This window comes from Streptomyces hypolithicus, assembly GCF_052934925.1.
This window is the reverse complement of sequence record NZ_CM128811.1, coordinates 4,769,551-4,793,945: the sequence shown is the minus strand read 5'-3', so window position 1 is coordinate 4,793,945 and position 24,395 is coordinate 4,769,551. Positions and strand designations below refer to the sequence as shown.

20 protein-coding genes are annotated in these 24,395 nt (G+C 70.4%); 2 read left to right on the top strand and 18 right to left on the bottom strand.

The annotated features are described in order from the left end of the window. Positions 1 to 39: 39 nt before the first annotated feature. Entirely contained in the window at positions 40 to 1,164 is a 1,125-nt protein-coding gene (locus ACU6WZ_RS22600) for a mechanosensitive ion channel family protein (RefSeq protein WP_447029990.1), read from the top strand. Between the two features lie 39 nt (positions 1,165 to 1,203). On the opposite strand, the gene ACU6WZ_RS22595 is transcribed toward ACU6WZ_RS22600, so the two are convergent. The 5 genes from ACU6WZ_RS22595 to ACU6WZ_RS22575 all read right to left on the bottom strand — a co-directional run bounded on the left by ACU6WZ_RS22595 (position 1,204) and on the right by ACU6WZ_RS22575 (position 5,831). Further along, positions 1,204 to 2,790 (bottom strand): Na+/H+ antiporter, encoded by a 1,587-nt coding sequence (locus ACU6WZ_RS22595; RefSeq protein ID WP_447029989.1) that lies wholly within the window; start codon positions 2,788 to 2,790, stop codon positions 1,204 to 1,206. 133 nt (positions 2,791 to 2,923) lie between these two features. Next, the gene (locus ACU6WZ_RS22590) at positions 2,924 to 3,406 is read right to left on the bottom strand and encodes a GNAT family N-acetyltransferase (protein ID WP_447029988.1); all 483 of its coding nucleotides are present in this window, start codon (positions 3,404 to 3,406) and stop codon (positions 2,924 to 2,926) included. Between the two features lie 10 nt (positions 3,407 to 3,416). Continuing rightward, positions 3,417 to 4,358 (bottom strand): RluA family pseudouridine synthase, encoded by a 942-nt coding sequence (locus ACU6WZ_RS22585; protein WP_447029987.1) that lies wholly within the window; start codon positions 4,356 to 4,358, stop codon positions 3,417 to 3,419. Between the two features lie 17 nt (positions 4,359 to 4,375). Further along, complete coding sequence (lspA, locus tag ACU6WZ_RS22580) at positions 4,376 to 4,975, bottom strand: signal peptidase II (protein WP_447029986.1); 600 nt, start codon at positions 4,973 to 4,975, stop codon at positions 4,376 to 4,378. Positions 4,976 to 5,099: 124 nt separating this feature from the next. Continuing rightward, complete coding sequence (locus tag ACU6WZ_RS22575; protein WP_447029985.1) at positions 5,100 to 5,831, bottom strand: TraR/DksA family transcriptional regulator; 732 nt, start codon at positions 5,829 to 5,831, stop codon at positions 5,100 to 5,102. Between the two features lie 560 nt (positions 5,832 to 6,391). Between ACU6WZ_RS22575 and ileS the strand changes: the two genes are divergently transcribed. Next, positions 6,392 to 9,535 carry an isoleucine--tRNA ligase gene (ileS, locus tag ACU6WZ_RS22570; RefSeq protein ID WP_447029984.1) on the top strand — a complete coding sequence of 1,048 codons (3,144 nt, stop codon included), beginning with the start codon at positions 6,392 to 6,394 and terminating at the stop codon, positions 9,533 to 9,535. A gap of 328 nt (positions 9,536 to 9,863) precedes the next feature. Here ileS and ACU6WZ_RS22565 read toward each other — a convergent pair whose 3' ends face one another. From ACU6WZ_RS22565 to ACU6WZ_RS22505, 13 genes are all read right to left on the bottom strand, one after another. Continuing rightward, the gene (locus ACU6WZ_RS22565; RefSeq protein ID WP_447029983.1) at positions 9,864 to 11,111 is read right to left on the bottom strand and encodes a DivIVA domain-containing protein; all 1,248 of its coding nucleotides are present in this window, start codon (positions 11,109 to 11,111) and stop codon (positions 9,864 to 9,866) included. Positions 11,112 to 11,160: 49 nt separating this feature from the next. Beyond that, the gene (locus ACU6WZ_RS22560) at positions 11,161 to 11,445 is read right to left on the bottom strand and encodes a YggT family protein (RefSeq protein WP_138895421.1); all 285 of its coding nucleotides are present in this window, start codon (positions 11,443 to 11,445) and stop codon (positions 11,161 to 11,163) included. 70 nt (positions 11,446 to 11,515) lie between these two features. Continuing rightward, complete coding sequence (locus tag ACU6WZ_RS22555) at positions 11,516 to 12,145, bottom strand: cell division protein SepF (RefSeq protein ID WP_447029982.1); 630 nt, start codon at positions 12,143 to 12,145, stop codon at positions 11,516 to 11,518. Positions 12,146 to 12,286: 141 nt separating this feature from the next. Beyond that, positions 12,287 to 12,997, bottom strand: a complete 711-nt coding sequence (locus ACU6WZ_RS22550; protein WP_447029981.1) for a YggS family pyridoxal phosphate-dependent enzyme — start codon at positions 12,995 to 12,997, stop codon at positions 12,287 to 12,289. A gap of 3 nt (positions 12,998 to 13,000) precedes the next feature. Further along, on the bottom strand, positions 13,001 to 13,741 hold the full coding sequence (pgeF, locus tag ACU6WZ_RS22545; RefSeq protein ID WP_447029980.1) for a peptidoglycan editing factor PgeF: 741 nt from the start codon (positions 13,739 to 13,741) through the stop codon (positions 13,001 to 13,003). Next, complete coding sequence (gene ftsZ, locus ACU6WZ_RS22540; RefSeq protein WP_447029979.1) at positions 13,738 to 14,970, bottom strand: cell division protein FtsZ; 1,233 nt, start codon at positions 14,968 to 14,970, stop codon at positions 13,738 to 13,740. The genes pgeF and ftsZ overlap by 4 nt, the downstream gene beginning before the upstream one ends. A 272-nt stretch (positions 14,971 to 15,242) precedes the next feature. After that, a complete protein-coding gene (locus ACU6WZ_RS22535) occupies positions 15,243 to 16,046 on the bottom strand; it encodes a cell division protein FtsQ/DivIB (protein WP_447029978.1) in 804 nt (267 codons plus the stop codon). 42 nt (positions 16,047 to 16,088) lie between these two features. Next, entirely contained in the window at positions 16,089 to 17,183 is a 1,095-nt protein-coding gene (gene murG, locus ACU6WZ_RS22530) for an undecaprenyldiphospho-muramoylpentapeptide beta-N-acetylglucosaminyltransferase (protein ID WP_447029977.1), read from the bottom strand. Between the two features lie 6 nt (positions 17,184 to 17,189). Continuing rightward, positions 17,190 to 18,566 (bottom strand): putative lipid II flippase FtsW, encoded by a 1,377-nt coding sequence (gene ftsW / locus ACU6WZ_RS22525; RefSeq protein WP_447029976.1) that lies wholly within the window; start codon positions 18,564 to 18,566, stop codon positions 17,190 to 17,192. A gap of 33 nt (positions 18,567 to 18,599) precedes the next feature. Beyond that, entirely contained in the window at positions 18,600 to 20,057 is a 1,458-nt protein-coding gene (murD, locus tag ACU6WZ_RS22520) for a UDP-N-acetylmuramoyl-L-alanine--D-glutamate ligase (protein WP_447029975.1), read from the bottom strand. Further along, positions 20,054 to 21,124 (bottom strand): phospho-N-acetylmuramoyl-pentapeptide-transferase, encoded by a 1,071-nt coding sequence (gene mraY, locus ACU6WZ_RS22515; protein ID WP_447029974.1) that lies wholly within the window; start codon positions 21,122 to 21,124, stop codon positions 20,054 to 20,056. The genes murD and mraY overlap by 4 nt, the downstream gene beginning before the upstream one ends. Then, positions 21,121 to 22,551: a UDP-N-acetylmuramoyl-tripeptide--D-alanyl-D-alanine ligase gene (locus tag ACU6WZ_RS22510; protein WP_447029973.1), complete on the bottom strand. Its 1,431-nt coding sequence runs from the start codon at positions 22,549 to 22,551 to the stop codon at positions 21,121 to 21,123. The genes mraY and ACU6WZ_RS22510 overlap by 4 nt, the downstream gene beginning before the upstream one ends. After that, positions 22,548 to 24,137, bottom strand: a complete 1,590-nt coding sequence (locus ACU6WZ_RS22505) for a UDP-N-acetylmuramoyl-L-alanyl-D-glutamate--2,6-diaminopimelate ligase (protein ID WP_447029972.1) — start codon at positions 24,135 to 24,137, stop codon at positions 22,548 to 22,550. Before ACU6WZ_RS22505 ends, ACU6WZ_RS22510 begins: the two co-directional genes overlap by 4 nt. Positions 24,138 to 24,395 lie beyond the last annotated feature (258 nt).

The following is a 24,395-nucleotide window of genomic DNA, read 5'->3' as shown; positions in this document are numbered from 1 at the left end:
TTTCGTGCAGGAGGCACTGAGCCCCGGAGACAGGGAGTCATGGAGAACGTTCTGCGCCCGTTGATCGTCTTTGGTGGGGCGGTCCTGCTCACGCTGGTCGTCGGCTGGGCAGCCGATGTCCTGCTGCGCCGTACCGACGTCCGCCATCATGAGACCCCGCTGTGGGGCCTGCTGCGCCGCTGCCGCCTGCCGCTGCAGGTGGTGCTGCTCACAGCCCTGCTGAGAGGGGCGTACGACAAGACGGCGCTGAAGGTCGTCCAGGAGCACGAGACCGGGGTGGGCCAGGTTCTCTCGCTGGTGCTCATAGGCGCGAGCGCGTGGCTGGTGGTGCGGATCGCGTCCGCCGTCGTGGAGTCGACGTACGCCCGCTACGCGTCCACGACACGCGATCCGGCCCGGGTACGGCGGGTCCGTACCCAGGTGACGCTGATCATGCGGATCGTCATAGCGGTCGTGGTGATGGTGGCACTCGCCGCGATGCTGATGACCTTCCCCGGCATGCAGACGGTCGGCAAGTCGATGCTGGCCTCGGCCGGAATCCTCGGCATCGTCGCCGGTGTCGCCGCCCAGTCGACGCTCGGCAACCTCTTCGCCGGCTTCCAGATCGCCTTCGGCGACATGGTCCGGATCGGGGACACGGTGGTCGTGGACGGCGAGTGGGGTGTGGTCGAGGAGGTCACTCTGACGTTCCTGGCCGTACGGACCTGGGACGAGCGCCGGATCACGATGCCTGTGTCGTACTTCACCAGCAAGCCGTTCGAGAACTGGTCGCGCGGCGGCGCACAGATGACCGGAACCGTCTTCTTCCAGCTGGACCACAGCGCACCGGTGGATCTGATGCGCGAGAAGCTGGAGGAGATCCTGGAGCTGTGCAAGGCCTGGGACGGCCGGGACTGGAGCCTGGCGGTCACGGACACGACGCCGAGCACCATGGAGGTGCGGGCCGTCGTCACCGCCAAGGACGCGGACGACATCTGGACGGTGCGGTGCGTCGTGCGGGAGCAGCTGCTCGGCTGGCTCTGCGAGAAGCATCCGTACGCCCTCCCCCGCATCGCCACCGCACCGGCCGTGCGGCCGCCGAACGGCACGCCGCTGCTGCAGGCACCGGCCCCCGGCCCGGTCGACGACAGCACCGACCCTGAGCTGCGGACCGGCCGGGGCTGAAGCGGGCTGTGGGCTGTGGGCTGTCCCAGGCCGTCCTACCTACCGCAGGCTCCGTACGTCGAGGTGGTGCAGCACCCGGTCGACCACCTCCGGGTCCGCGCCGGGTTCGCTGCGCGCCGACAGCACCTCGTGGCGGGCGGCGGACAGCAGCTCCCGTTGGATCCGCTGCACCGCCCTGACCCGCTCGGCGCGCTGCGCGTAAGCCTCGCGCCGCTCGTCGTCCACGATCTCGGGACTGATCCTGGCGCCGATGTCCAGCGCCCCGCGCTGGAGCCGGTCCAGGACGTCCTCGGGGAGGTCCTCGACCTCCTGGATCTCCTTGAGCCGGCGCTTGGCCGCCTGGGCCGCCCGCACCGCCAGGTCGTGTTCGAGCTCCCGCTCGGCGTCCGTGTCGGCGCGTACGCCGAGCTTCCGCACCAGCCACGGCAGCGTGAGCCCCTGGAATACCAGGGTCGTCATGATGACGGCGAACGCGATGAAGATGATCTCCTCCCGGGCCGGGAACGGCGATCCGTCATCGGTCCTGAGCGGAATGGCCAGCGCCAGCGCGACGGAGGCCACGCCCCGCATGCCCGACCACCACATGACGACGGACTCGCGCCAGGTCAGTGGGATGTCCTCGTCGTAGTCCCGCAGGGTGTGCAGCCGCTTCGCCAGCCAGGCGGCGGGCAGCAGCCACACCAGCCGTACGCCGACGACGACAGCGACGATCACCGCTCCCCAGCCGAGCATTTCGCGCAGGCGATCGTCGGCCGTCCCGAAGACGACGTGGAGTTCGAGGCCGATGAGGCCGAAGGCGACGCCGGTGACCAGGGTGTCGACGATCTGCCAGAAGGTCTGCCCGGCGAGACGGCCGAGTACGTCGTCGGCGTCGACCGCGTTCTCCGCGAGGTACAGCGCGATGACGAGCACGGCGAGCACGCCCGAGCCCATGAACTCCTCCGCCAGTACATAGCTGACGAACGGGGCCAGCAGCGTCAGGCCGATCTGGAGGGTGGTGTCGCCCAGGAAGCTCATCAGCTTGTCGGTCATCCAGCCGAGCCCGAGTCCCACAGCGACCGCGACGACCGCGGACAGCGCCAGCTCCCCGACGGCGACCGGCCAGGAGAACGTGCCGCTCACCGCCGCGGCGATCGCCACGTGGTAGAGCACGATGGCCGTCACGTCGTTGAACAGCCCCTCGCCCTCCAGGATCGACACCAGCCGCCGCGGCAGCCCGAGCGACCCGGCGACGGCCGTGGCGGCCACCGGGTCGGGCGGCGCGACGAGCGCGCCCAGCGCGATGGCCGCGGCGATCGGCAGCCCCGGCACAACGACCTGGACGACGGCGGCGACCGCTGCCGTCGTCACGAAGACCAGCGCGACCGCGAGCAGCAGGATGGGGCGGAAGTTGGCGGTGAACTGCCGCCAGGAGGTGCGCTGCACGGCGGCGTACAGCAGCGGTGGCAGGACCAGCGGGAGGATGTAGTCGGGCGGGATCTCGATGTTCGGTACGAACGGCAGCAACGCCAGCACGATCCCGGCGAGCGTCATCAGAACCGGCGCCGGCAGCCCCAGACGCTCGCCGAGTGGCACCGTGACGACGGCCCCCAGCAGCAGCACGAACAGCAGGGCCAACTGGTCCACGGTGCACCATCCGACGGTTTCGAATCCTCGACGATCAAGAATCCAAGCGTGCCACGCCCAAGCCCCCCGACTGCCCGTCGGCCTTATGCCCGAACAGGACCAATGCGTCTGGTTTGGGCATCTTTCATGCCTTCTATGCCGAAACGGGCAGAGCCCGCCGCATCGCCCGGTGCGCGATGCCCGCGTCCGCGAACTCGGGCCCGTACGCGGCGTATCCGAGCCGCTCGTAAAACCCCAGCGCGTGCGTCTGCGCGTGCAGGTCCACCGCGCTCAGGCCGCGCCGGACGGCCGCGTCCTCGATGGCCCGCACCAGGGCCGCGCCGACGCCGAGCCCGCGCGCCTCGCCGCTCACGGCCAGCCGGCCGAGCGAGCCGACCGACGCGTCGGCGCCGGTCTTGCCGACGGCGGCGGGGCCGTGCAGCAGCCGTCCCGTACCGAGCGGCACGCCGTCGCGGGTCACGGCCAGGACGTGCACCGCGGTCGCGTCGTACGTGTCGTACTCGATGTCGGCGGGCACCTCCTGCTCGACGACGAAGACCTGCTGGCGGACGGCGGAGCAGGCCTGAAGGTCGGCGGGCCCTTCGGCGATCCGGACGTCGTACGCGAGCTCGCTCATCGGGCCGCGCTCACTCGCTCTCGGCGCGGATCGCGTCCAGCGCGTTCTGCAGGTCGTCGGGGTAGGTGCTCTCGAACTCGACCCACTGCCCGTCCGAGGGGTGCTCGAAGCCCAGGCGCTTGGCGTGCAGCCACTGCCGGGTCAGCCCGAGGCGCTTGGCCATCGTCGGGTCGGCGCCGTAGGTGAGGTCGCCCACACAGGGGTGCCGGTGGGCGGACATGTGCACGCGGATCTGATGCGTGCGCCCCGTCTCAAGCTTGATGTCGAGGAGCGACGCGGCCCTGAAGGCCTCAATCAGGTCGTAGTGGGTGACCGACGGCTTGCCCTCGGCCGTCACGGCCCACTTGTAGTCGTGGTTGGGGTGGCGCCCGATCGGGGCGTCGATGGTGCCGCTCATCGGGTCCGGGTGGCCCTGGACCAGCGCGTGGTACTTCTTCTCGACGACCCGGTCCCGGAACTGCGCCTTGAGCAGCGTGTACGCCCGCTCCGACTTGGCCACGACCATCAGGCCCGACGTACCGACGTCCAGGCGGTGCACGATGCCCTGGCGCTCGGCGGCGCCGGAGGTGGAGATGCGGTACCCGGCGGCGGCGAGGCCGCCGATCACGGTGGTGCCGCTCCAGCCGGGGCTGGGGTGCGCGGCGACGCCGACCGGCTTGACGATCACGACGATGTCGTCGTCGTCGTGCGCGATCTCCATGCCCTCGACGGGCTCGGCGACGATCTGTACGGGCGCCGCGGCCTGTGGCATCTCCACCTCGAGCCACGCCCCGCCCCGGACCCGCTCGGACTTCCCGACCACCGACCCGTCGACCTGAACCTTCCCGGCGGCGGCGAGTTCGGCCGCCTTCGTACGGGAGAACCCGAACATCCGGGAAATGGCGGCGTCGACGCGCTCGCCCTCAAGGCCATCGGGAACGGGCAGGGTGCGGAACTCGGGAATCGTACTCACCCGTCGAGTATGCCTTGTCAGTCCTTATGAACAGTGCCGTCGGGGTCCAGCCCGCGGAACGACAGGATCACGATGAGGACGCCGCCGCACACGATCGCCGAGTCAGCGAGGTTGAAGACCGCGAAGTTCGCCGGGGCGATGAAGTCGACCACGGCGCCCTTGAAGATGCCGGGCGAGCGGAAGATCCGGTCGGTGAGGTTGCCGAGCGCACCGCCGAGCAGCAGGCCGAGGGCGACGGCCCAGGGCAGGCTGTAGAGCTTGCGTGCCAGCCGGGCGATCACCACGATCACCGCGACGGCGATGGCGGTGAAGATGACCGTGAAGGCCTCGCCGATGCCGAAGGCCGCGCCCGCGTTCCTGATCGCCTCGAAGCGCAGCAGGTCGCCGATGATCTCGATCGGCTCGTGGTGCTCCAGCTTGGCCACCACGACCATCTTGCTGCTCAGGTCGAGCAGGTACGCCACGAGGGCGACCGCGAACAGCACAGCGATCCGCCGCTTGCCCCTGCCCGCCGTCGGCTGCTCGTCCGGGGCCGCCCCGCCGGGGGACGGCTCCGGCTCGGCTCCCGCAGCCCCGGGGATGTCCGGAGTACCGATGATGCGCTCCGCCTCTGCCACGTGAGTCCCTCAACCTAGGTGCCTGACTGAGCACGAGGGTACGGCACACACGTACGGACGCACCCGGAAGACGGCTGGTCGGGGCTGCGGGAGCCGGGCCGGAGCTGTCCCCGCCGGCACTCCCTCAGTAGCGGCGCTCCTGCTTCTGCTTGTCCTCCATGCACAGGGTGGCGCGCGGGAAGGCCTGCATGCGCGCCTTGCCGATCGGCTTGCCGCACACCTCGCACAGGCCGTACGTCCCCGCGTCCAGCCGCTCCAGGGCCCGCTCGGTCTGCTCCAGCCGTTCGCGGGCACTGGCGGCCAGCGCCAGCTCGTACTCCCGCGAGATGTTCTTGGTGCCGGTGTCGGCCTGGTCGTCGCCCGCGCCGTCCCCGGAGTCCCGCATCAGCCCGGTGACCGCCTCCTGCGACGCGGCGATCTCCGCGGTGAGGCCGGCGACGTCCTTCTCCAGCTCGGTCCGCGCCTCGGTGACCTCGTCCGGGGTCCACGGGTCCTCCCCGGGCCGTACCGCGAGTTCCCCGGGGGCCGCGGCCGTACGGGCCCCGTGGACCGCCGTCGCCGTCGCCGTGGCGGCCTTCTTGGCAGCCGATGTCCTGCTCGCGGTCTTCTTCGCAACCACCGTCTTGGCTCCTGTCTCTTCCGCGGCCGCAGCCGCCCCCTCGGCCGCGGACGCGGCCCTCTTCGCAGCCGCCTTCTTGGCAGGTGCCTTTCTGGCGGGTGCCGCCTTCTTGGCAGCGGTCTTCTTCGCGACAGCCTTCTTCGCGGCGCTCTTCTTCGCAGCGGTGTTCTTCGCGGCGGCTGCGTGCTCCGCCCCGGCCCGTTCTGCGCTCTGTGCGGCGGTCTTCTTTGCCACCATGGCCGCGGCCCCTTCACATATCGTGATCTCGCTCGCGAATCGTGCTGGGACGATAAGTCGACCCCAGCCCCGCGGCAACGGGGCACGCCGCCGGTTCGGCCCGCCCGCGCGGGCGGCGCCGCGAACCTGCATCGGTTGTGCCCAGCTCTCCGCCGGGTAATCCGTCCCGGACGCCTCCAGCGCGCTCCGCGGGAGGCGTCCGGGGCGGATTGGCCATCCGGGTGAGCGGCCCACGCTCCGCCGCGTTCCCCCGCCCCCGAAAACCGGGCGGTCGACGAGCCCTGCGGCCCGTACACTGGGCGCAGCGAAAGGCCACGATGGGGACGAGTAGCGTCGTACGCAGCCAAGAGCGATCCGGGGACGGTGTGAGCCCGGGGGCGGAGCCCGGCGTGAAGCATCACCCCTGAGCCGCCGGAAGAACGCCGCGAGGCAAGTAGAACCGGTATCGCTGCCCCAATGAGGGGGTCACGGGCGCCGCCCGGGGCCAAGGAGGGTGGTACCGCGGGAGCCCAGCGCTCTCGTCCCTCCGACGGAAGCCACAGTCCGCCGGAGGAAGATCGATGTCGCAGTACCGCCAGGTGCCCGCCCAGGTCGACCTGCCCGCGCTCGAGCACGCCGTGCTCGATTTCTGGCGCGAGAGCAAGGTCTTCTCGAAGAGTCTCGAACAGTCCGAGGGGCGCCCCGAGTGGGTGTTCTACGAGGGCCCGCCGACCGCGAACGGCATGCCGGGCGCACACCACATCGAGGCCCGGGTCTTCAAGGACGTCTTCCCGCGTTTTCGCACCATGCGCGGCTACCACGTCGCCCGCAAAGCCGGCTGGGACTGCCACGGCCTGCCCGTCGAGCTGGCCGTCGAGAAGGAACTGGGCTTCAACGGCAAGAAGGACATCGAGGCTTACGGCATCGCGGAGTTCAACGCGAAGTGCCGCGAGTCGGTGACCCGTCACACCGACGCCTTCGCCGAGCTGACGACCCGCATGGGGTACTGGACGGACCTCGACGGCGCGTACCGCACCATGGACCCCTCGTACGTCCAGTCGGTCTGGTGGTCGCTGAAGGAGATCTTCACCAAGGGCCTGCTGGTCCAGGACCACCGCGTCGCCCCCTGGTGCCCCCGCTGCGGCACCGGCCTGTCCGACCACGAACTGGCGCAGGGATACGAGACGGTCGTCGACCCCTCCGTGTTCGTCCGCCTCCCGCTGACCTCGGGCCCGCTCGCGGGCGAGGCGTCGCTGCTGATCTGGACGACGACGCCGTGGACGCTGGTCTCCAACACGGCGGTCGCCGCGCACCCGGGCGTCACCTACGTCGTGGCGACGGACGGCGAGGAGAAGCTGGTCGTCGCGAAGCCCCTGCTGGAGAAGTCGCTGGGCGAGGGCTGGCAGGCCACCGGGCAGAGCTTCACGGGCGCCGAGATGGAGCGCTGGGCGTACGAGCGCCCCTTCACCCTGGTCGACTTCGAGTCCGAGGCGCACTTCGTCGTCAACGCCGAGTACGTCACGACGGAGGACGGCACGGGTCTGGTCCACCAGTCCCCCGCCTTCGGTGAGGACGACCTCAAGACCTGCCGGGCGTACGGCCTGCCCGTCGTGAACCCGGTGCTGCCCGACGGCACCTTCGAGCCGGAACTCGCGCTCGTCGGCGGCCAGTTCTTCAAGAAGGCCGACGAGGCCCTCACCGAGGACCTGGGCAACCGCGGCCTGCTCTTCCGTCATGTCCCCTACGAGCACAGCTACCCGCACTGCTGGCGCTGCCACACCGCGCTCCTGTACTACGCACAGCCGTCCTGGTACATCAGGACCACCGCGGTCAAGGACGCGATGCTGCGCGAGAACGAGCAGACCAACTGGTTCCCGGACTCGGTCAAGCAGGGCCGCTTCGGCGACTGGCTGAACAACAACATCGACTGGGCGCTGTCCCGCAACCGCTACTGGGGCACCCCGCTGCCGATCTGGCGCTGCGAGGACAACCACCTCACCTGCGTCGGCTCGCTGGCCGAGCTGTCCGGCCTGACCGGCACCGACCAGTCGGACCTGGACCCGCACCGCCCGTACATCGACGCGGTGACCTTCCCCTGCACCGGCGAGGGCTGCTCGCTGACGGCGACACGCGTGCCGGAGGTCATCGACGCCTGGTACGACTCGGGTTCGATGCCGTTCGCGCAGTGGGGCTACCCGTACCAGAACAAGGATCTCTTCGAGAAGCGCTACCCGGCGCAGTTCATCTCGGAGGCCATCGACCAGACCCGCGGCTGGTTTTACACGCTGATGGCCGTAGGCACCCTGGTCTTCGACAAATCGTCGTACGAGAACGTCGTCTGCCTGGGCCACATCCTCGCCGAGGACGGCCGGAAGATGTCCAAGCACCTGGGCAACATCCTCCAGCCCATCCCGCTCATGGACCAGCACAGCGCAGACGCGGTCCGCTGGTTCATGGCGGCCGGCGGCTCCCCATGGGCGGCCCGCCGCGTCGGCCACACCACGATCCAGGAGGTCGTCCGCAAGACACTCCTCACGTACTGGAACACGGTCGCCTTCCAGGCCCTTTACGCCCGTACGTCGAAGTGGGCGCCCAGCGCCGCCGACCCCTCCCCCACCGACCGCCCGGTCCTGGACCGCTGGCTGCTGTCCGAGCTCCACGCCCTGACCGACCAGGTCACCGAGGCGATGGAGTCGTACGACACCCAGCGCGCGGGCAAACTGCTCTCGGCCTTCGTGGACGACCTCTCCAACTGGTACGTACGCCGCTCGCGCCGCCGCTTCTGGCAGGGCGACAAGGCGGCGCTGCGCACCCTGCACGACGTCGTGGAGACGGTCACCCGCCTGATGGCCCCCCTCACCCCGTTCATCACCGAGCGGGTCTGGCAGGACATGGTCGTCCCGGTCACCCCGGACGCCCCGGAGTCGGTCCACCTCTCCACCTGGCCCGAGCCCGACCTGACTGCCATCGACCCGACCCTGTCGCAGCAGATGGCGCTGGTACGCCGCCTGGTCGAGCTGGGCCGCGCGACGCGCGCCGAGTCGGGTGTCAAGACCCGCCAGCCGCTGTCCCGCGCCCTGGTCGCGGCGTCGGGCTTCGATGCGCTCACCCGTGAGCTGCACGCGCAGATCACGGAAGAGCTGAACGTCTCGTCGCTCGCCTCCCTCTCCGAGGTGGGCGGCTCGCTGGTCGACACGACCGCGAAGGCGAACTTCCGCGCACTGGGCAAGCGCTTCGGCAAGGGCGTCCAGGCGGTGGCCAAGGCGGTGGCGGACACCGACGCGGCAGCGCTGTCCGTGGCCCTGCGTGAGGGCACGGCGACGGTGACAGTGGACGGCGAGGTGGTCTCCCTCTCGCCGGACGAGGTCATCATCACCGAGACCCCGCGCGAGGGCTGGTCGGTTGCCTCCGACTCGGGCGCCACGGTGGCCCTGGACCTGGAGATCACCCCGGAGCTCCGCCGGGCGGGCCTGGCCCGTGACGCGATCCGCCTGATCCAGGAGGCGCGCAAGAACAGCGGGCTGGACGTCGCCGACCGCATCGCCGTCCGCTGGTCGGCGTCCGACCCGGCGACGGCGGAAGCCCTCGCGGAACACTCCGCGCTGATCGCGGACGAGGTCCTGGCCATGGACTTCGCGACGGGCGAGGCAGACGACACATACGGCACCCCGTTCACCGACGACGCCCTGACCCTCACCTTCCGCCTCCGCAAAACCGAGGCGTAACCGGCACCGACGCCGAGGCTCCGCCCCTACCAAGCCCGTCCGGTCCGCCGGGACTCCGCCCGTACCAAGCCTGTCCGGCGATTGAGGACACGCCCGAAGGGCGTCGGGGTCTGGGGCGGAGCCCAGCTTCGGGAAGGGGCGGGTAGGGGAACAGGCCCGCCGCAGGCGCTCACCCGCACCGTCCCGCACACCGCACACCCACCCGCACCACCACCCGCACCCCGCACCCCGCACCCCGCACACAAAAAGGGCCGGGCCCCAGGGAAGCAATCCCTGGGGCCCGGCCCTCAGCCTGCCGACGGCTACGCGCTCACCGCGCGCACCGCCGTCAGTTGTCGTCCTCGTCGATCAGGAACCCACGCATCGGCGACGGCGCCTGCTGCATCGGCTGCGGCGCCTGCGGCCGCACCGGAGCCATCGGCTGGGTCATCGCCGGCGACATCTGCTGCTGACCGCCGTACGACGGGCCGTTGGAGGACGGGCCACCGTGGCCGCCCATCGACGGGCCGCCGCCCCTGGAGTGACCGGAGTGCCCCATCGCACCCGCACCGGCCGGTGCCATGGAACCGCTCATCTGCGGAGCCGGCGGCAGCGAAGCGGCGGCCGGGGTCCGCGGCGGAGCCAGCGAGTCGTCCGCCTGGGTCTCCAGCTGACGCAGCTGGCTCTCCAGGTAGGACTTCAGCCGGGTCCGGTACTCGCGCTCGAAGCCGCGCAGGTCCTCGACCTTGCGCTCCAGCGTCGCGCGGGCGGACTCCAGCGAGCCCATCGCCACGCGGTGCTTCTCCTGCGCGTCCCGCTCCAGCGCGTCCGCCTTGGCACGGGCGTCCCGCTCCAGACCCTCGGCACGGCTGCGCGCCTCACCGACGATCTTGTTGGCCTCGGAACGTGCCTCGGCGATCGCCTGGTCTGCGGTCTGCTGCGCCAGCGAGAGGACTCGCGCGGCGCTGTCGCCGCCGGGGCCCTGACCGGGCTGCGGAAGCTGCGGACCGTGGCCGCCCATCGGGCCACCCATCTGGCCCTGACCCATCTGGCCCTGACCCATCTGGCCCTGGCCCATGGGACCCTGGCCCATCTGGCCCATCTGGCCCATCTGGCCCTGACCCATCTGCCCCTGGCCCTGGCCCATCTGCCCCTGGCCCATCTGGCCCTGACCCATCGGGCCGGGGCCGTGCTGGCCCTGGGGACCCGGACCGTGCTGGCCGAGCTGGCCCTGCTGACCGTGCTGGCCGTGCCCACTGGGACCCGCGGGCAACTGCGGAGCGCCACCGGGCAGCTGGGGCGGACCCATCTGCGGCGGCTGCTGCTGGACCGGCGGACCTGATATGGCCGCCGGCACGGGCGCGCCGGGACGATCCTGCGGCTCCTGCTTGCGCATGCCTTGCTGCTGCTGATTCTGCGCGGCGGCACGCGTCGCGGCGGCCAGCTTGGCGCGCAGGTCCTCGTTCTCGCGGAGCAGCCGGGTCAGTTCGGACTCGACCTCGTCGAGGAAGGCATCGACCTCGTCCTCGTCATAGCCTTCTCGGAGGCGGACGGTCGTGAACTGCTTGTTCCGCACGTCCTCGGGGGTCAGCGGCATCTCTTCTTCACCTCTACGTAGTCGTCGGCAGTCGGCAAGACCGTATCGCTCACAGCCTGATCACAATGCTGATCAAGATGTAAACGATGATCATCAGAACGAAGAAGGACAGGTCGAGTGCCACGCCCCCGAGACGCAGCGGCGGAATGAACCGCCGCAGAAGCTTGAGCGGTGGATCGGTGACAGTGTAGGTGGCCTCCAAAACGACCACCATTGCCTTGCCGGGTTCCCATGAACGCGCGAACTGAAAGACGTAATCCATGACCAGCCGGAAGATCAGCACGATGAGGAAACACATCAGCGCGATGTAGATCACGTCCAGCGCCACACTCATCTCGCGCTTCCCTCTCCCCGTACTCTCGTGGTTCCGGCCTCCCGGCCGGCATCGTTCCCGATGTCGTGTCTCAGCTTTGGTTGAAGAACCCGCCCTCTGCGATACGGGCCTTGTCCTCCGCCGTGACATCGACGTTAGCAGGCGACAACAGGAACACCTTCTGCGTCACTCGCTCAATGCTGCCATGCAGACCGAAGACGAGACCCGCGGCAAAGTCGACAAGTCGCTTCGCGTCCGTGTCGTCCATCTCCGTGAGATTCATGATCACCGGAGTGCCCTCACGGAAGTGTTCCCCGATGGTACGGGCCTCGTTGTAGGTCCGGGGGTGCAGCGTGGTGATGCGGTAGGGCTCACGCTCGGACACGACCTTGGGCATGATCACCGGTGCGTTCTTCTCCAGGTTCGGACGTTCAGGTGTGATGGATGCCACGGGGGCAATACGTGCCAGTCGTCCGCTTTCAGCCGGAAGCGGAACCGGCTCGCGCGGAGCCGGCGGCTGCACCGCGCGCACGGGCTCCTCATGGCGCTCCAGCGACCGTTCCTGGTGTCGCTCCTGGTGCGGGGGCTGGTGCCGGCGGTGGTCCCGCTCGGGCTCCGGCTCGGGCTCGAAATCGTCATCGGGATCGAAACCCCGGCCGTCGTACCCATCGTCCTCCACGAGGCCGAGGTAGACCGCCATCTTGCGCATCGCGCCGGCCATTCTCTGAGTCCTCCGCTCTGTGGTGGATCGCCCTTGTTGCCGATGTTGCAGCGTCACCAAGTGCCCGCGATCCACTCGGCCTGCCCACCTATCAGTGGGAATGACCATATTTTCTGCTGTGGTCCGACTTGCTTCGCGACGTTACCCGAGCCCGGGTCGGACTCCGAGCACCGCAGTACCGACGCGTACATGTGTCGCTCCGGCTGCCACGGCCTGCTCGAGGTCCGCACTCATCCCTGCTGACACCATGTTCGCAGCAGGATGAGCCGCGCGCAGGCTGGATGACAATTCCATCAGGCGCTCGAACGCCGCCTGTTGGCGGCCCGCGTAGGGCCCGGCCAGCGGCGCGACCATCATCAGTCCGCCGAGCGTGAGCCCGGCAGCGCCGGCCACCTCCGCGGCCAACTCCACTACGCCGTCGGGCCCCACGCCGCCCCGCTCGCCCGACTCCGCGTCGAGGGCGACCTGGATGAGGCAGCTCAGCTCACGCCCGGTCCGCGCCGCCGCGGCCGAGAGCGCCGTCACCAGCTTCGCCCGGTCGACGGACTGCACGACATCGGCGTAAGTCGCCACAGAACGGACCTTGTTCGTCTGAAGCTGGCCGACAAAGTGCCAGTCGAGCGACAGATCCGCACACTCGGCGGCCTTGGGGGCCGCGTCCTGGTCCCGGTTCTCGGCGACATGGCGGACGCCGAGTTCGGCGAGCAGGCGGACATCGCTCGCGGGGTACGTCTTGGTGACCACGATCAGGGTCACCTCTTCCCGCGCCCGCCCGGCCGCCGCGCAGGCAGCGCCGATGCGCTCCTCCACCAGGGCCAGGTTTGCGGTGAGTTGTGCCTTACGGTCCGTCATGCGCTATCCGTCCAGCCAGACATATCCGGCGAGCCGCCCCGTGGTGCGGTCACGGCGGTACGAGAAGTGATCGCCCGATTCCAGGGTGCACACCGGCGACTGGCGCCGGTCGCGCACCCCGAGGGCTGCGAGCTGGGCGTGCACGCCCGCCGTCACGTCGACGGCCGGCGTTCCCCAGCTGGTCTGCGACCACGCCTCGGGCACTGCCCCGGCGACCTCGGCCCGCATCTCGGCCGGCACTTCGTAGCACCGCCCGCACACGGCCGGGCCGGTGTGCGCGGTGATACGGGCGGGATCGGCGCCCAGTGTGATCATCCTCTCGACGGCCGCGGGCACGACGCCCGCGACCATCCCGGGGCGCCCCGCGTGAGCGGCGGCCACCACCCCGGCGACCGGGTCGGCCAGCAGCACGGGCGTGCAGTCGGCGGTGAGCACGGCGAGCGCGAGCCCCGGACGCCCGGTGACCAGCGCGTCGACCGGGGGAATCGCGCTCGCGGTCCCCCACGGTCCGTCGACCACGGCCACGTCGCTCCCGTGCACCTGGTTCATCCAGACCACCCGGGCCGGATCGAGGCCGAGCGTCTTCGCGGTGCGTTCCCGGTTGTCGCGAACGGCGGCAGGGTCGTCGCCGACCGCACCGCCGAGATTGAGCTGCTCGTACGGAACGGCGCTCACCCCGCCCCACCTGTCGGTGAAGGCGAAGTGCGCGCCGTTCTCGTGTATCGCGTGGTGCTGCACGGTCACTTCAAGAAGTCCGGGACATCCAGCTCTTCGGCCTGGCTGTCCGGGTGGTACGGACGGGCCGGCGGTACGTGCGCCGGCGAGGCCGGTGCGCTCGGAGCCTCGTGCGTCGGCGCGGCCTCGGCCTGGACCGGAGCCTCCTCGCGCTCGCGCGGCGGAATGGTGCCGATGCCACTGGCCGGCGGCCGTGCGGCCTCCGCCTGGCGGGCCGGCTGCGCGGGCTCCTCGCGCTTGGCGCCCGAACCCGATCCGGCGGCGAGGACGTTCTCCCGGCGGGCCGGCGGCTGGCCGCCGTCGAAGCCCGCGGCGATGACGGTGACCCGTACCTCGTCGCCGAGCGCGTCGTCGATGACCGCGCCGAAGATGATGTTGGCCTCCGGGTGGGCCGCCTCGCTGACCAGCTGCGCGGCCTCGTTGATCTCGAAGAGACCGAGGTCACTGCCGCCGGAGATGGAGAGCAGCACGCCACGGGCGCCGTCGATGGACGCCTCCAGGAGCGGCGAGGAGATCGCCATCTCAGCGGCGGCCACCGCGCGGTCGTCGCCGCGCGCCGAGCCGATGCCCATGAGCGCCGAACCGGCCTCGGACATGACCGACTTGACGTCGGCGAAGTCGAGGTTGATCAGCCCCGGGGTGGTGATGAGGTCGGTGATGCCCTGGACACCGGAGAGCAGCACCTGGTCGGCGGACTTGAACGCGTCCAGCACGCTGACCTGGCGGTCCGAGATGGACAGCAGCCGGTCGTTGGGGATGACGATGAGGGTGTCGACCTCTTCGCGGAGCTCGGCGATGCCGTCCTCCGCCTGGTTCGCGCGGCGCCGGCCCTCGAAGGTGAACGGGCGGGTGACCACACCGATCGTAAGGGCTCCGAGCGAGCGCGCGATGTTGGCGACGACAGGTGCGCCGCCCGTTCCGGTGCCGCCGCCTTCGCCGGCGGTGACGAAGACCATGTCGGCCCCCTTGAGGACCTCCTCGATCTCCTCACGGTGGTCCTCTGCCGCCTTGCGGCCGACTACCGGATTGGCCCCGGCGCCGAGGCCGCGGGTCAGTTCGCGGCCGACGTCGAGCTTGACGTCGGCGTCGCTCATCAACAGGGCTTGCGCATCGGTGTTGATCGCGATGAACTCGACGCCCTTGAGACCGACCTCGATCATCCGGTTGATGGCATTGACACCACCGCCGCCGACACCGATGACCTTGATGACTGCGAGGTAGTTCTGCGGTGCTGCCACGTCGAAGGCCTCTCGCCTCGAGTTACGTGCCGTCGCGGTGTTGCAGCGCGCGACGACTGATGCCGATTGGGACGGTCCGAACGCCGACCCGAACCCTAACGGTGAAGTTTAGGGTTACCAGTGTGTCTGTTCCTTGAACTCTTCCGAACAGGACACTAAGTCGACAAGTGGTGCGCGTTCAACGAACACGCCGAACCTCCCGTTTTTCTTTTCACCCTATGTGATCACCCATATCGCTGGCCAACCAGGGTGCTGGCCTGGGCGTATGACCGTCAACTCCCCGACGCGGCCGGTGCGGTGGGCGCACTGACGTCGAAGCGCCGGGCCCCGGGTACTGCTTTCATGAGGGCCTTCAGTGCGCGTGCCTTCGCCGCGCCCTGCTCACCGCTTCCCCACACGACAGTACGGCCTCGCTCCAACTCCAGGGTGACGGAGTCGTAGGAATCGACCTGGACCGTCCGTAGGTCCCGGGAGACGGACCCGGGCAGTTCGCCGGTGACCCGCACTGCTTCCCGCAGCAACCGCTGTGGGCCGAACCGGCGCAGACTCGGGGACTCACCGGGCGTCAGTTCCAGCAACGGTACGCCCTTGGGGGCCTCGGCCACCGTGGCGAACCGCACACTCTCGTCGTCCACTTCGACGAACTTTTCGCCCTTTTCGATGAGCAGTACCGGCTTCCGCTCGGTCACTTCGACACCGATGCCGTGCGGCCACGAGCGGATGACTTCCACCGAGTCGATACGGGGCAGTTTCTGCCGCAGCCGGTCCTCAATGGCATCGGTGTCGACTGAAATCAGCGGCGCCCCGACCGGTACGGCCGCCGCAGTGAGTACCTCATCGGGCGTCAGGATCTGTGTGCCCGAGGCCTTCACCCGCTCCACGCGCAGCCAGGAAGAGCCGTACAGCACCCAGATTCCACCACCCGTGAGCACGACGGCGAGCACCAGCACCAGGATCTGCACACCACGGCGGGGCAGCCGCAGCCGGCCGCCCCCGGCCCCGCCCGGGGACGGGGCGGCCGCCGACGACTGCTGCGCCTGTCGTTCACCGCGCGGGGCGGTCGTCGGTCCGGCCACTGCCTGTCGCCTCCTGGGACACTGCGTTCGGGAACCGGCCGGTCAGCCGGCCCTGCGTGCGGCGATCGCCTCGTACACCATGCCGACGAGCAGTTCGTCGGCGTCCCGGCGGCCGAACTCGGCGGCCGCGCGGGACATCTCGAACAGCCGGTGCGGGTCCGCGAGGACCGGGAGCACGTGGCTCTGCACCCACTCGGGCGTCAGCTGGGCGTCGTCGACCAGCAGTCCGCCCCCGGCGTTGACCACCGGCTGGGCGTTGAGCCGCTGTTCGCCGTTGCCGATGGGCAGCGGGACGTAGGCGGCAGGGAGCCCGACGGCGGAGAGTTCGGCGACGGTCATCGCGCCCGCGCGGCAGAGCATCATGTCGGCCGCCGCGTACGCGAGGTCCATCCGGTCCACGTACGGTACCGGGATGTAGGGCGGCATACCGGGCATGTTGTCGACGTGCGGCATTTCGTTCTTCGGGCCGACGGCGTGCAGGATCTGGATTCCGGAGCGCTGGAGCACCGGAGCGATCTGCTGGACCACCTCGTTGAGGCGGCGGGCGCCCTGCGAGCCGCCGGAGACCAGCAGCGTCGGCAGGCTGGGGTCGAGACCGAAGGCGGCGCGCGCCTCCGGGCGGACGCGGGCCCGGTCGAGGGTGGCGATGGTGCGGCGCAGCGGGATGCCGATGTAGCGGGCGCCGCGCAGCTTGCTGTCCGGGGTGGACACGGCGACGGCGTGCGCGTATCGCGAGCCGATCTTGTTGGCCAGGCCCGGGCGTGCGTTGGCCTCGTGGACGATGATCGGTACGCCGAGCCGCTTGGCGGCGAGGTAGCCGGGCAGGGCGACGTAGCCGCCGAAGCCGACGACGCAGTCGGCCTTGGTACGTTCCAGGATCTGCTCGGCGGCCTTGATGGTGCCGCGCAGCCGTCCGGGGACCGTGATCAGTTCCGGGGTGGGCCTGCGGGGCAGCGGCACGGCGGGGATCAGCCCGAGTTCGTAACCGCGCTCGGGTACGAGCCTGGTCTCAAGTCCGCGCTCCGTGCCGAGGGCTGTGATGCCCACGGAAGGGTCCTGCCTGCGCAGTGCGTCCGCGAGGGCGAGCGCGGGCTCGATGTGGCCGGCGGTCCCCCCACCGGCGAGTACGACATGCACCGAAATTCACCGCTCTCCGGACGGACGCTTCGTGACGCGCCGTCTCATCGTCTTCCATCTCACCCCGGCCCCTTTGCCAAGGACTGTCCTTCGCATGGCGAGGGCGGCCTTCGCCGCGGGATCCGCTCGCGCGAAGGCGATCAGCAACCCTACGGCGAACATGGTCGGCAACAGGGACGAGCCCCCGTAGGAGAACAGCGGGAGCGGGACACCGGCGATCGGCAGCAGGCCGAGCACCGCACCGATGTTGACCACGGCCTGGGCCGTGATCCAGGTGGTCACACCTCCCGCGGCGTACCTCACGAAGGGGTCCTCCGTGCGTCCGGCCACGCGGATACCCGCATAGCCTAGAGCCGCGAACAGGGCGAGTACCGACAGCGTCCCCGCCAGGCCCAGTTCCTCGCCGGTGATGGCGAAGATGAAGTCGGTGTGAGGCTCCGGGAGTTGACCCCATTTCTCCACACTCGCGCCGAGTCCGGAACCGAACCATCCGCCGGAGGCGAGTGCGTAGATTCCGTGCACGGCCTGCCAGCATTCGCCCTTGGGGCCGAGGTCGGTCGCTCCGGTGCACGAGAGGCGCGACATACGGTTCGGGTTGCTGCTGATGAGGACGAAGCCGAGGAAGGCCGCGAAGGCGAACACTCCGGCGAAGAGCCGGGTCGGGGCCCCAGCGAGCCAGAGCAGTCCGAAGAGGATCGCGGTGAGGAGGATCGCCGTACCCATGTCGCCGCCGAGCATGATCAGGCCGAGCAGCAGGAAGGCGACGGGGACGAGCGGCACCAGCATGTGCTTCCACTGGGTCAGCAGCCGCTTGTCCTGCTTGCGGGCCAGCAGGTCGGCCCCCCACAGGACGAGCGCGAGCTTGCCGAACTCGCTGGGCTGGAGCATGAACGGGCCGCCGAGCGAGATCCAGTTCTGGTTGCCGCCGATCGCAACTCCTATCCCGGGAATCTGGACCAGCACCATCAGGAAGACGGTCACGGCGAGCAGCGGGTAGGCCAGCGCGCGGTGCAGTTTGACGGGCATCCGGGAGGCGGCGAAGAGCAGCGCCGAGCCGATGACGGCGGCGACGAACTGCTTGCCGAAGAAGTACGACGCCGGCAGTGACAGCGCCAACGCCTTGATCATCGAGGCGGAGTAGACCATCACCAGACCGAGCACGGTGATCAGCAGAGCGCTGCCCAGGATGAGGTAGTACGCCGTCAGGGGCCGGTCCCAGGTGCGGCGCGCCTGTTCGTACAGCCGGCGCACACCGCTGCCGCGCGGCGGCCCGGGCGGTGCGGAGGTGCGGCGGCGCAGGGCGGCCGGGCGGCGGGGCGCCACGGCCCCGGCCCGCCCGCGCAGCGCCGTGCGGCCGCGCGGGGCGTCGTCGTCGGCCAACATGTCGGTGCCCCTCCACTCATGAGCTGCGGGGTGCTAGCCCTGCCCCGGAGCCAACTCGCGTACCGCGTCGGCGAAGGCCTCGCCCCGCTTGTTGTAGTTGGCGAACATGTCCATGGAGGCGCAGGCCGGGGCCATCAGCACCGTGTCCCCCGGCTGGGCGAGCCGCGCCGCTTCCCGGACCGCCGCCGGCATCGCCCCAGTGTCGGTCCGGTCGAGGTCGACCACCGGTACTTCGGGGGCGTGTCGCGCCAGGGCTTCGGCGATCAGTGCCCGGTCCGCGCCGATGAGGACGACGCCACGCAGTCGCTTTGCCGACTTCTCGACGAGCTCGTCGAAGGTGGCGCCCTTGGCGAGGCCGCCCGCGATCCACACGATCGGCTCGTACGCCGCCAGGGAGGCCTCGGCGGCGTGGGTGTTGGTGGCCTTGGAGTCGTCGACGTAGGCGACGCCTCCGATGTCCGCCACGTGCTCGATGCGGTGGGCGTCCGGCCGGAAGGCGCGCAGTCCGTCCCGTACGGCGGCGGGCTCGACACCGTACGCGCGGGCGAGGGCCGCGGCCGCCAGGGCGTTGGCGATGTTGTGCGGGGCGGGCCCGGGGGCTCCGGGGGTTGTCCCCCGGGAAGACGCGGCGACGTCGGAGACTTGCGCCAGCTCCTGCGCGTTCTTCTGCCGGTTCGTCACGAAGGCGCGGTCGACCAGGATGCCGTCGACGATCCCGAGCTGGGAGGGGGCGGGCGGGCCGAGGGTGAAGCCGATCGCCCGGCAGCCCTCCTCGACGTCGGCCTCGCGGACCAGGGCCTCGGTCGCGGGGTCGGCGGCGTTGTAGACGCAGGCGACCCGGTTGCCCTCGTAGACGCGGCCCTTGTCGGCGGTGTACGCCGCCATGGAGCCGTGCCAGTCGAGGTGGTCGGGGGCGAGGTTGAGGACGGCCGCGGAGTGGGCGCGCAGCGAGGGCGCCCAGTGCAGTTGGTAGCTGGAGAGCTCGACGGCCAGTACGTCGTAGGGCTCGTCGCCGAGCACGGCGTCGAGCAGCGAGACGCCGATGTTGCCGACCGCCGCTGTACGCAGGCCGGCGGCCTCCAGGATGGAGGCCAGCATGCGTACGGTCGTGGTCTTGCCGTTGGTGCCGGTGACGGCGAGCCACGGCGCGGCACCAGGTCCCCGCAGCCGCCAGGCCAGTTCGACGTCGCCCCAGATCTCCACGCCCGCCTCGGCGGCGGCCGAGAAGAGCGGCTTGTCGGGCTTCCAGCCGGGTGCGGTGACGACGAGTTCGGTGCCCTCGGGCAGTGTCGCTCCGTCGCCGAGGCGGACGGTGACCCCCAGGTCCGCGAGTTCGGCGGCCTGGGCGCGGGAGCGTTCGTCGTCGCCGTCGTTGACGACGGTGACGTGGGCCCCGAGGCCCCGCAGCGCGCGCGCCGCGGGAATCCCGGAGACGCCCAGACCCGCGACGGTGACCCGCTTGCCGGTCCAGGTGTCGCTCGCGTCGGTCACTTGTCGGCCGCCCAGCCCGCGTAGAAGAGTCCGAGGCCGACGATCACGCACATGCCCTGGATGATCCAGAAGCGGACCACCACGAGGACTTCGGACCATCCCTTGAGTTCGAAGTGGTGCTGGAGCGGTGCCATCTTGAAGACCCGCTTGCCGGTCATCTTGAAGGAGCCGACCTGGATCACGACGGACATGGTGATCAGCACGAACAGGCCGCCGAGCAGTGCCATCAGGAACTCGGTGCGCGAGCAGATCGCCAGACCCGCGAGCGCGCCGCCCAGCGCGAGCGAACCGGTGTCGCCCATGAAGATCTTGGCGGGCGAGGTGTTCCACCACAGGAAGCCGAAGCAGGCGCCCATCAGGGCTGCGGCGACGACCGCGAGGTCGAGTGGATCTCGTACTTCGAAACAGGCTTCCGGGTTGGTCAGGCTCGGCGCGTCCGCGCAGGACTCCTGGAACTGCCACAGACCGATGAAGGTGTACGCGCCGAAGACCATGACGGAGGCGCCGGTGGCGAGTCCGTCGAGGCCGTCGGTGAGGTTCACACCGTTCGACATCGCCAGGATCATGAACAGCGCCCAGACCACGAACAGCACCGGGCCGATCGACCAGCCGAAGTCCTGGACGAAGGACAGCTTGGTCGAGGCCGGGGCGTTGCCGCGGATGTCCTTGAACTGCAGGGCCAGCACGGCGAAGGCGATGCCGACGATCAGCTGGCCTGCCATCTTCGCCTTGGCCCGCAGGCCCAGCGAACGCTGCTTGACGATCTTGATGTAGTCGTCGAGGAAGCCGACCAGTCCCATGCCCGCCATGAGGAAGAGCACCAGCAGGCCGGAGACGCTCGGCTTCTCGCCGGTGATGACCTTCGCCAGGGCGTACGCGACGAGCGTGGCCAGGATGAAGGCGATGCCGCCCATGGTCGGGGTGCCGCGCTTGCCGTGGTGGCCGCGCGGTCCGTCGTCGCGGATGAACTGCCCGTATCCCTTGCGGGCCAGCAGTTTGATCAGCAGCGGGGTACCGACCAGGGTCAGAAAGAGCCCAATGACCCCCGCGAAGAGAATCTGCCTCATCGGCCGGCGACCTCACCCTCGGTGCGGTGGTCGAGAAGCGCAAGCGCGACCCGCTCGAGACCGACCGACCTGGAAGCCTTCACCAGCACGACGTCTCCCGGACGCAGTTCACTGCGCAACAGGTCGACCGCTGCCTGCGCGTCGGACACGTGCACCGACTCCTCACCCCACGAACCCTCGTTGTAAGCGCCCAGCTGCAGCCAGGACGCTTCCCTGCCCCCGACCGCCACGAGCTTGCTGACGTTGAGCCGGACGACAAGCCGTCCGACCGCGTCGTGCTCGGCGAGCGAATCGTCTCCCAGCTCGGCCATCTGCCCGAGCACCGCCCACGTACGACCCCCCTGGGGCCGAGAGGCTCCGCCCATCGCCGCGAGCGCGCGCAGGGCGGCTCGCATGGACTCGGGGTTCGCGTTGTAGGCGTCGTTGACGACCGTCACGCCGTCAGGACGCTCGGTGACCTCCATACGCCAGCGGGACAGCGTGCCCGCCTCGGAGAGCGCCAGGGCGATCTCGTCCACGGACATGCCCAGCTCATGGGCGACGGCGGCCGCGGCGAGCGCGTTCGACACGTGGTGCTCACCGTACAGCCGCATGGTCACGTCACGGCACCCGGTGGGTGTGTGAAGGCTGAAGGAGGGGCGGCCGTCGTCGGTGAGCCGGACATTCTCGGCGCGTACGTCCGCGTCCGCGGCCTCGCCGAAGAGCACGACCCGGGCCTTCGTACGGGCGGCCATGGCCCGTACGAGCTGGTCGTCCGCGTTGAGCACGGCCACCCCGCCCGCGTCGGCGGTCGGCAGCGCCTCCACCATCTCGCCCTTGGCGGCGGCGATCTGCTCGCGGCCGCCGAACTCGCCGATGTGGGCGGTGCCGACATTCAGTACGAGGCCGATGCGCGGCGGGGTCAACTCGGTGAGGTAGCGGATGTGGCCGATGCCGCGCGCGCCCATTTCGAGGACCAGGTGCTCGGTCTCGGCGCTCGCGCGCAGCGCGGTGAGCGGCAGGCCGATCTCGTTGTTGAGGGAGCCCGGCGTCCAGACCGTGGGGGCCTTGCGTTCCAGGAGCTGGGCGATCAGGTCCTTGGTGGAGGTCTTGCCGGCCGAACCGGTGAGCGCGACGACCTGGGTGCCGAGCCGCCCGACGACGGTGCGGGCGAGGGCGCCCAGCGCCTCGGTGACGTCGTTCACGACGACGGCGGGTACGCCGACGGGGCGGGTGGCCAGCACGGCCGCGGCGCCCGCCGCGACGGCGCCGGCCGCGAACTCGTGGCCGTCGACGTGTTCGCCGGCGAAGGCGGCGAAGAGACTGCCGGGCTCGACCTGGCGGGAATCGATCACCACGGGACCGGTCACCTGGACGGCGCTGTCCGGTATGTCGCAGGACTGCCCGCCGGTGATGTCGGCGATCTCGGCGAGGGAGAGGACGATCACTGGGGCATCCCACTGTTCTGAGCCGGTGCGGCGCTCAAGATCGCGGCGCGGAGCACCTGACGGTCGTCGAAGGGGCGTACCACTCCCGCGATGTCCTGGCCCTGCTCGTGTCCCTTGCCCGCGATCAGCACGGTGTCGCCGGGCCGGGCGCGGGCCACGGCCGCGGCGATGGCGGCTGCCCGGTCGGAGTCGATGAGGACGTCGCCGCGCTCGTGGGCCGGCACCTCTGCGGCGCCCGCGACCATAGCGGCGAGGATCGCGAGGGGGTCCTCGGAGCGGGGGTTGTCCGCCGTCAGTACGGCGGTGTCGGCCAGACGGGCCGCTGCCGCGCCCATCGGACCGCGCTTTTGCTGGTCGCGGTCGCCGCCGCAGCCGAGCACGATGTGCAGCTTGCCCTCGGTGACCTTGCGCAGGGCGCGCAGGACCGATTCGACGGCGTCCGTCTTGTGGGCGTAGTCGACCACCGCGAGGTACGGCTGGCCCTCGTCCACCCGTTCCAGCCGGCCGGGTACACCCGGGACGGCGGCGATGCCGTCGGCGGCGGTCTGCGGGTCGACGCCCGCGACGGCGAGCGTGACGATCGCTGCGAGCGTGTTGGCGACGTTGAACGGGCCGGCCAGCGGGGCGGTCGCCGAGATGCGCTCGCCCCCCGGCCCGACGGCCGTGAACGTACTGCTGAACGGGCCGACTTCGACGCCCTCGGCGTGCCAGTCTGCGTCCGGATGGCCCTCGGCGGAGAACGACGTCACCGGGACACCCGACTCGGTGAGGAGGCGGCGGCCGTACTCGTCGTCGAAGTTGACGACGCCCACCCTGCTGCGTTCCGGGGTGAAGAGACGTGCCTTCGCCTGGAAGTAGTCCTCCATGCCCGAGTGGAATTCCATGTGCTCGGGGCTGAGGTTGTTGAAGACCGCGACGTCGAAGACGCAGCCGTCGACCCGGCCGAGCACCAGCGCGTGGCTGGAGACCTCCATGGCGACCGCCTCGACACCGCGTTCGCGCATGACCGCGAACAGGGCCTGGAGGTCGGTGGCCTCGGGGGTGGTGCGCTCGGACTTGATGCGCTCGTCGCCGATGCGCATCTCGACCGTACCGATGAGGCCCGTCAGTCTCCCGGCCCGGCGCAGACCGCCCTCGACGAGGTACGCCGTGGTGGTCTTGCCTGACGTACCGGTGATGCCGAGCTGGAGCAGGCCGTGGCCGGGCCGGTCGTAGATGTCGACGGCCAGCTCGCCCATGTGGCTGCGCGGGTCGTCGACGACCAGGGCCGGCAGGCCGGTCGCCGCGGCGCGTTCGGCTCCGGCCGGGTCGGTGAGGATCGCGGCCGCGCCGAGTCCCGCCGCCTGGTCGGCGAAGTCGGCGCCGTGGAAGCGCGCACCGGGCAGGGCGGCGTAGAGATCGCCTGGCCTGACCGCGCGGGAGTCGTGTGTGATACCGGTGACCTCGGCCGCGCCGGTGGGTTCGATACCCAGCCGATCGGCCAGCTCCCCGAGGGGTGTCGGGCGGACCTGGACCGGCCGGGGCGCTCCGGGGTACGTCACCGGGGCGTCCTCCTGGGTGGTTTGGGACTGATCAGCGTGTGGCACGGCGGTGAGCGTACCGGGCCCACCCGGTCCCCCGCGAAACGAGGGGGGTCGGCGCGCAGCGGCGTCGGTTGAGGGTGGCGGTGGGAGACGGGTGGGCGAGGGGGGTCGGCGCGCAGCGGCGTCGGTTGAGGGTGGCGGTGGGAGACGGGTGGGCGAGGGGGGTCGGCGCGCAGCGGCGTCGGTTGAGGGTGGCGGTGGGAGACGGGTGGGCGAGGGGCCGTGCGGGGCGGGGTCTTCTTGGTTTCCGGAGCTTCGGGT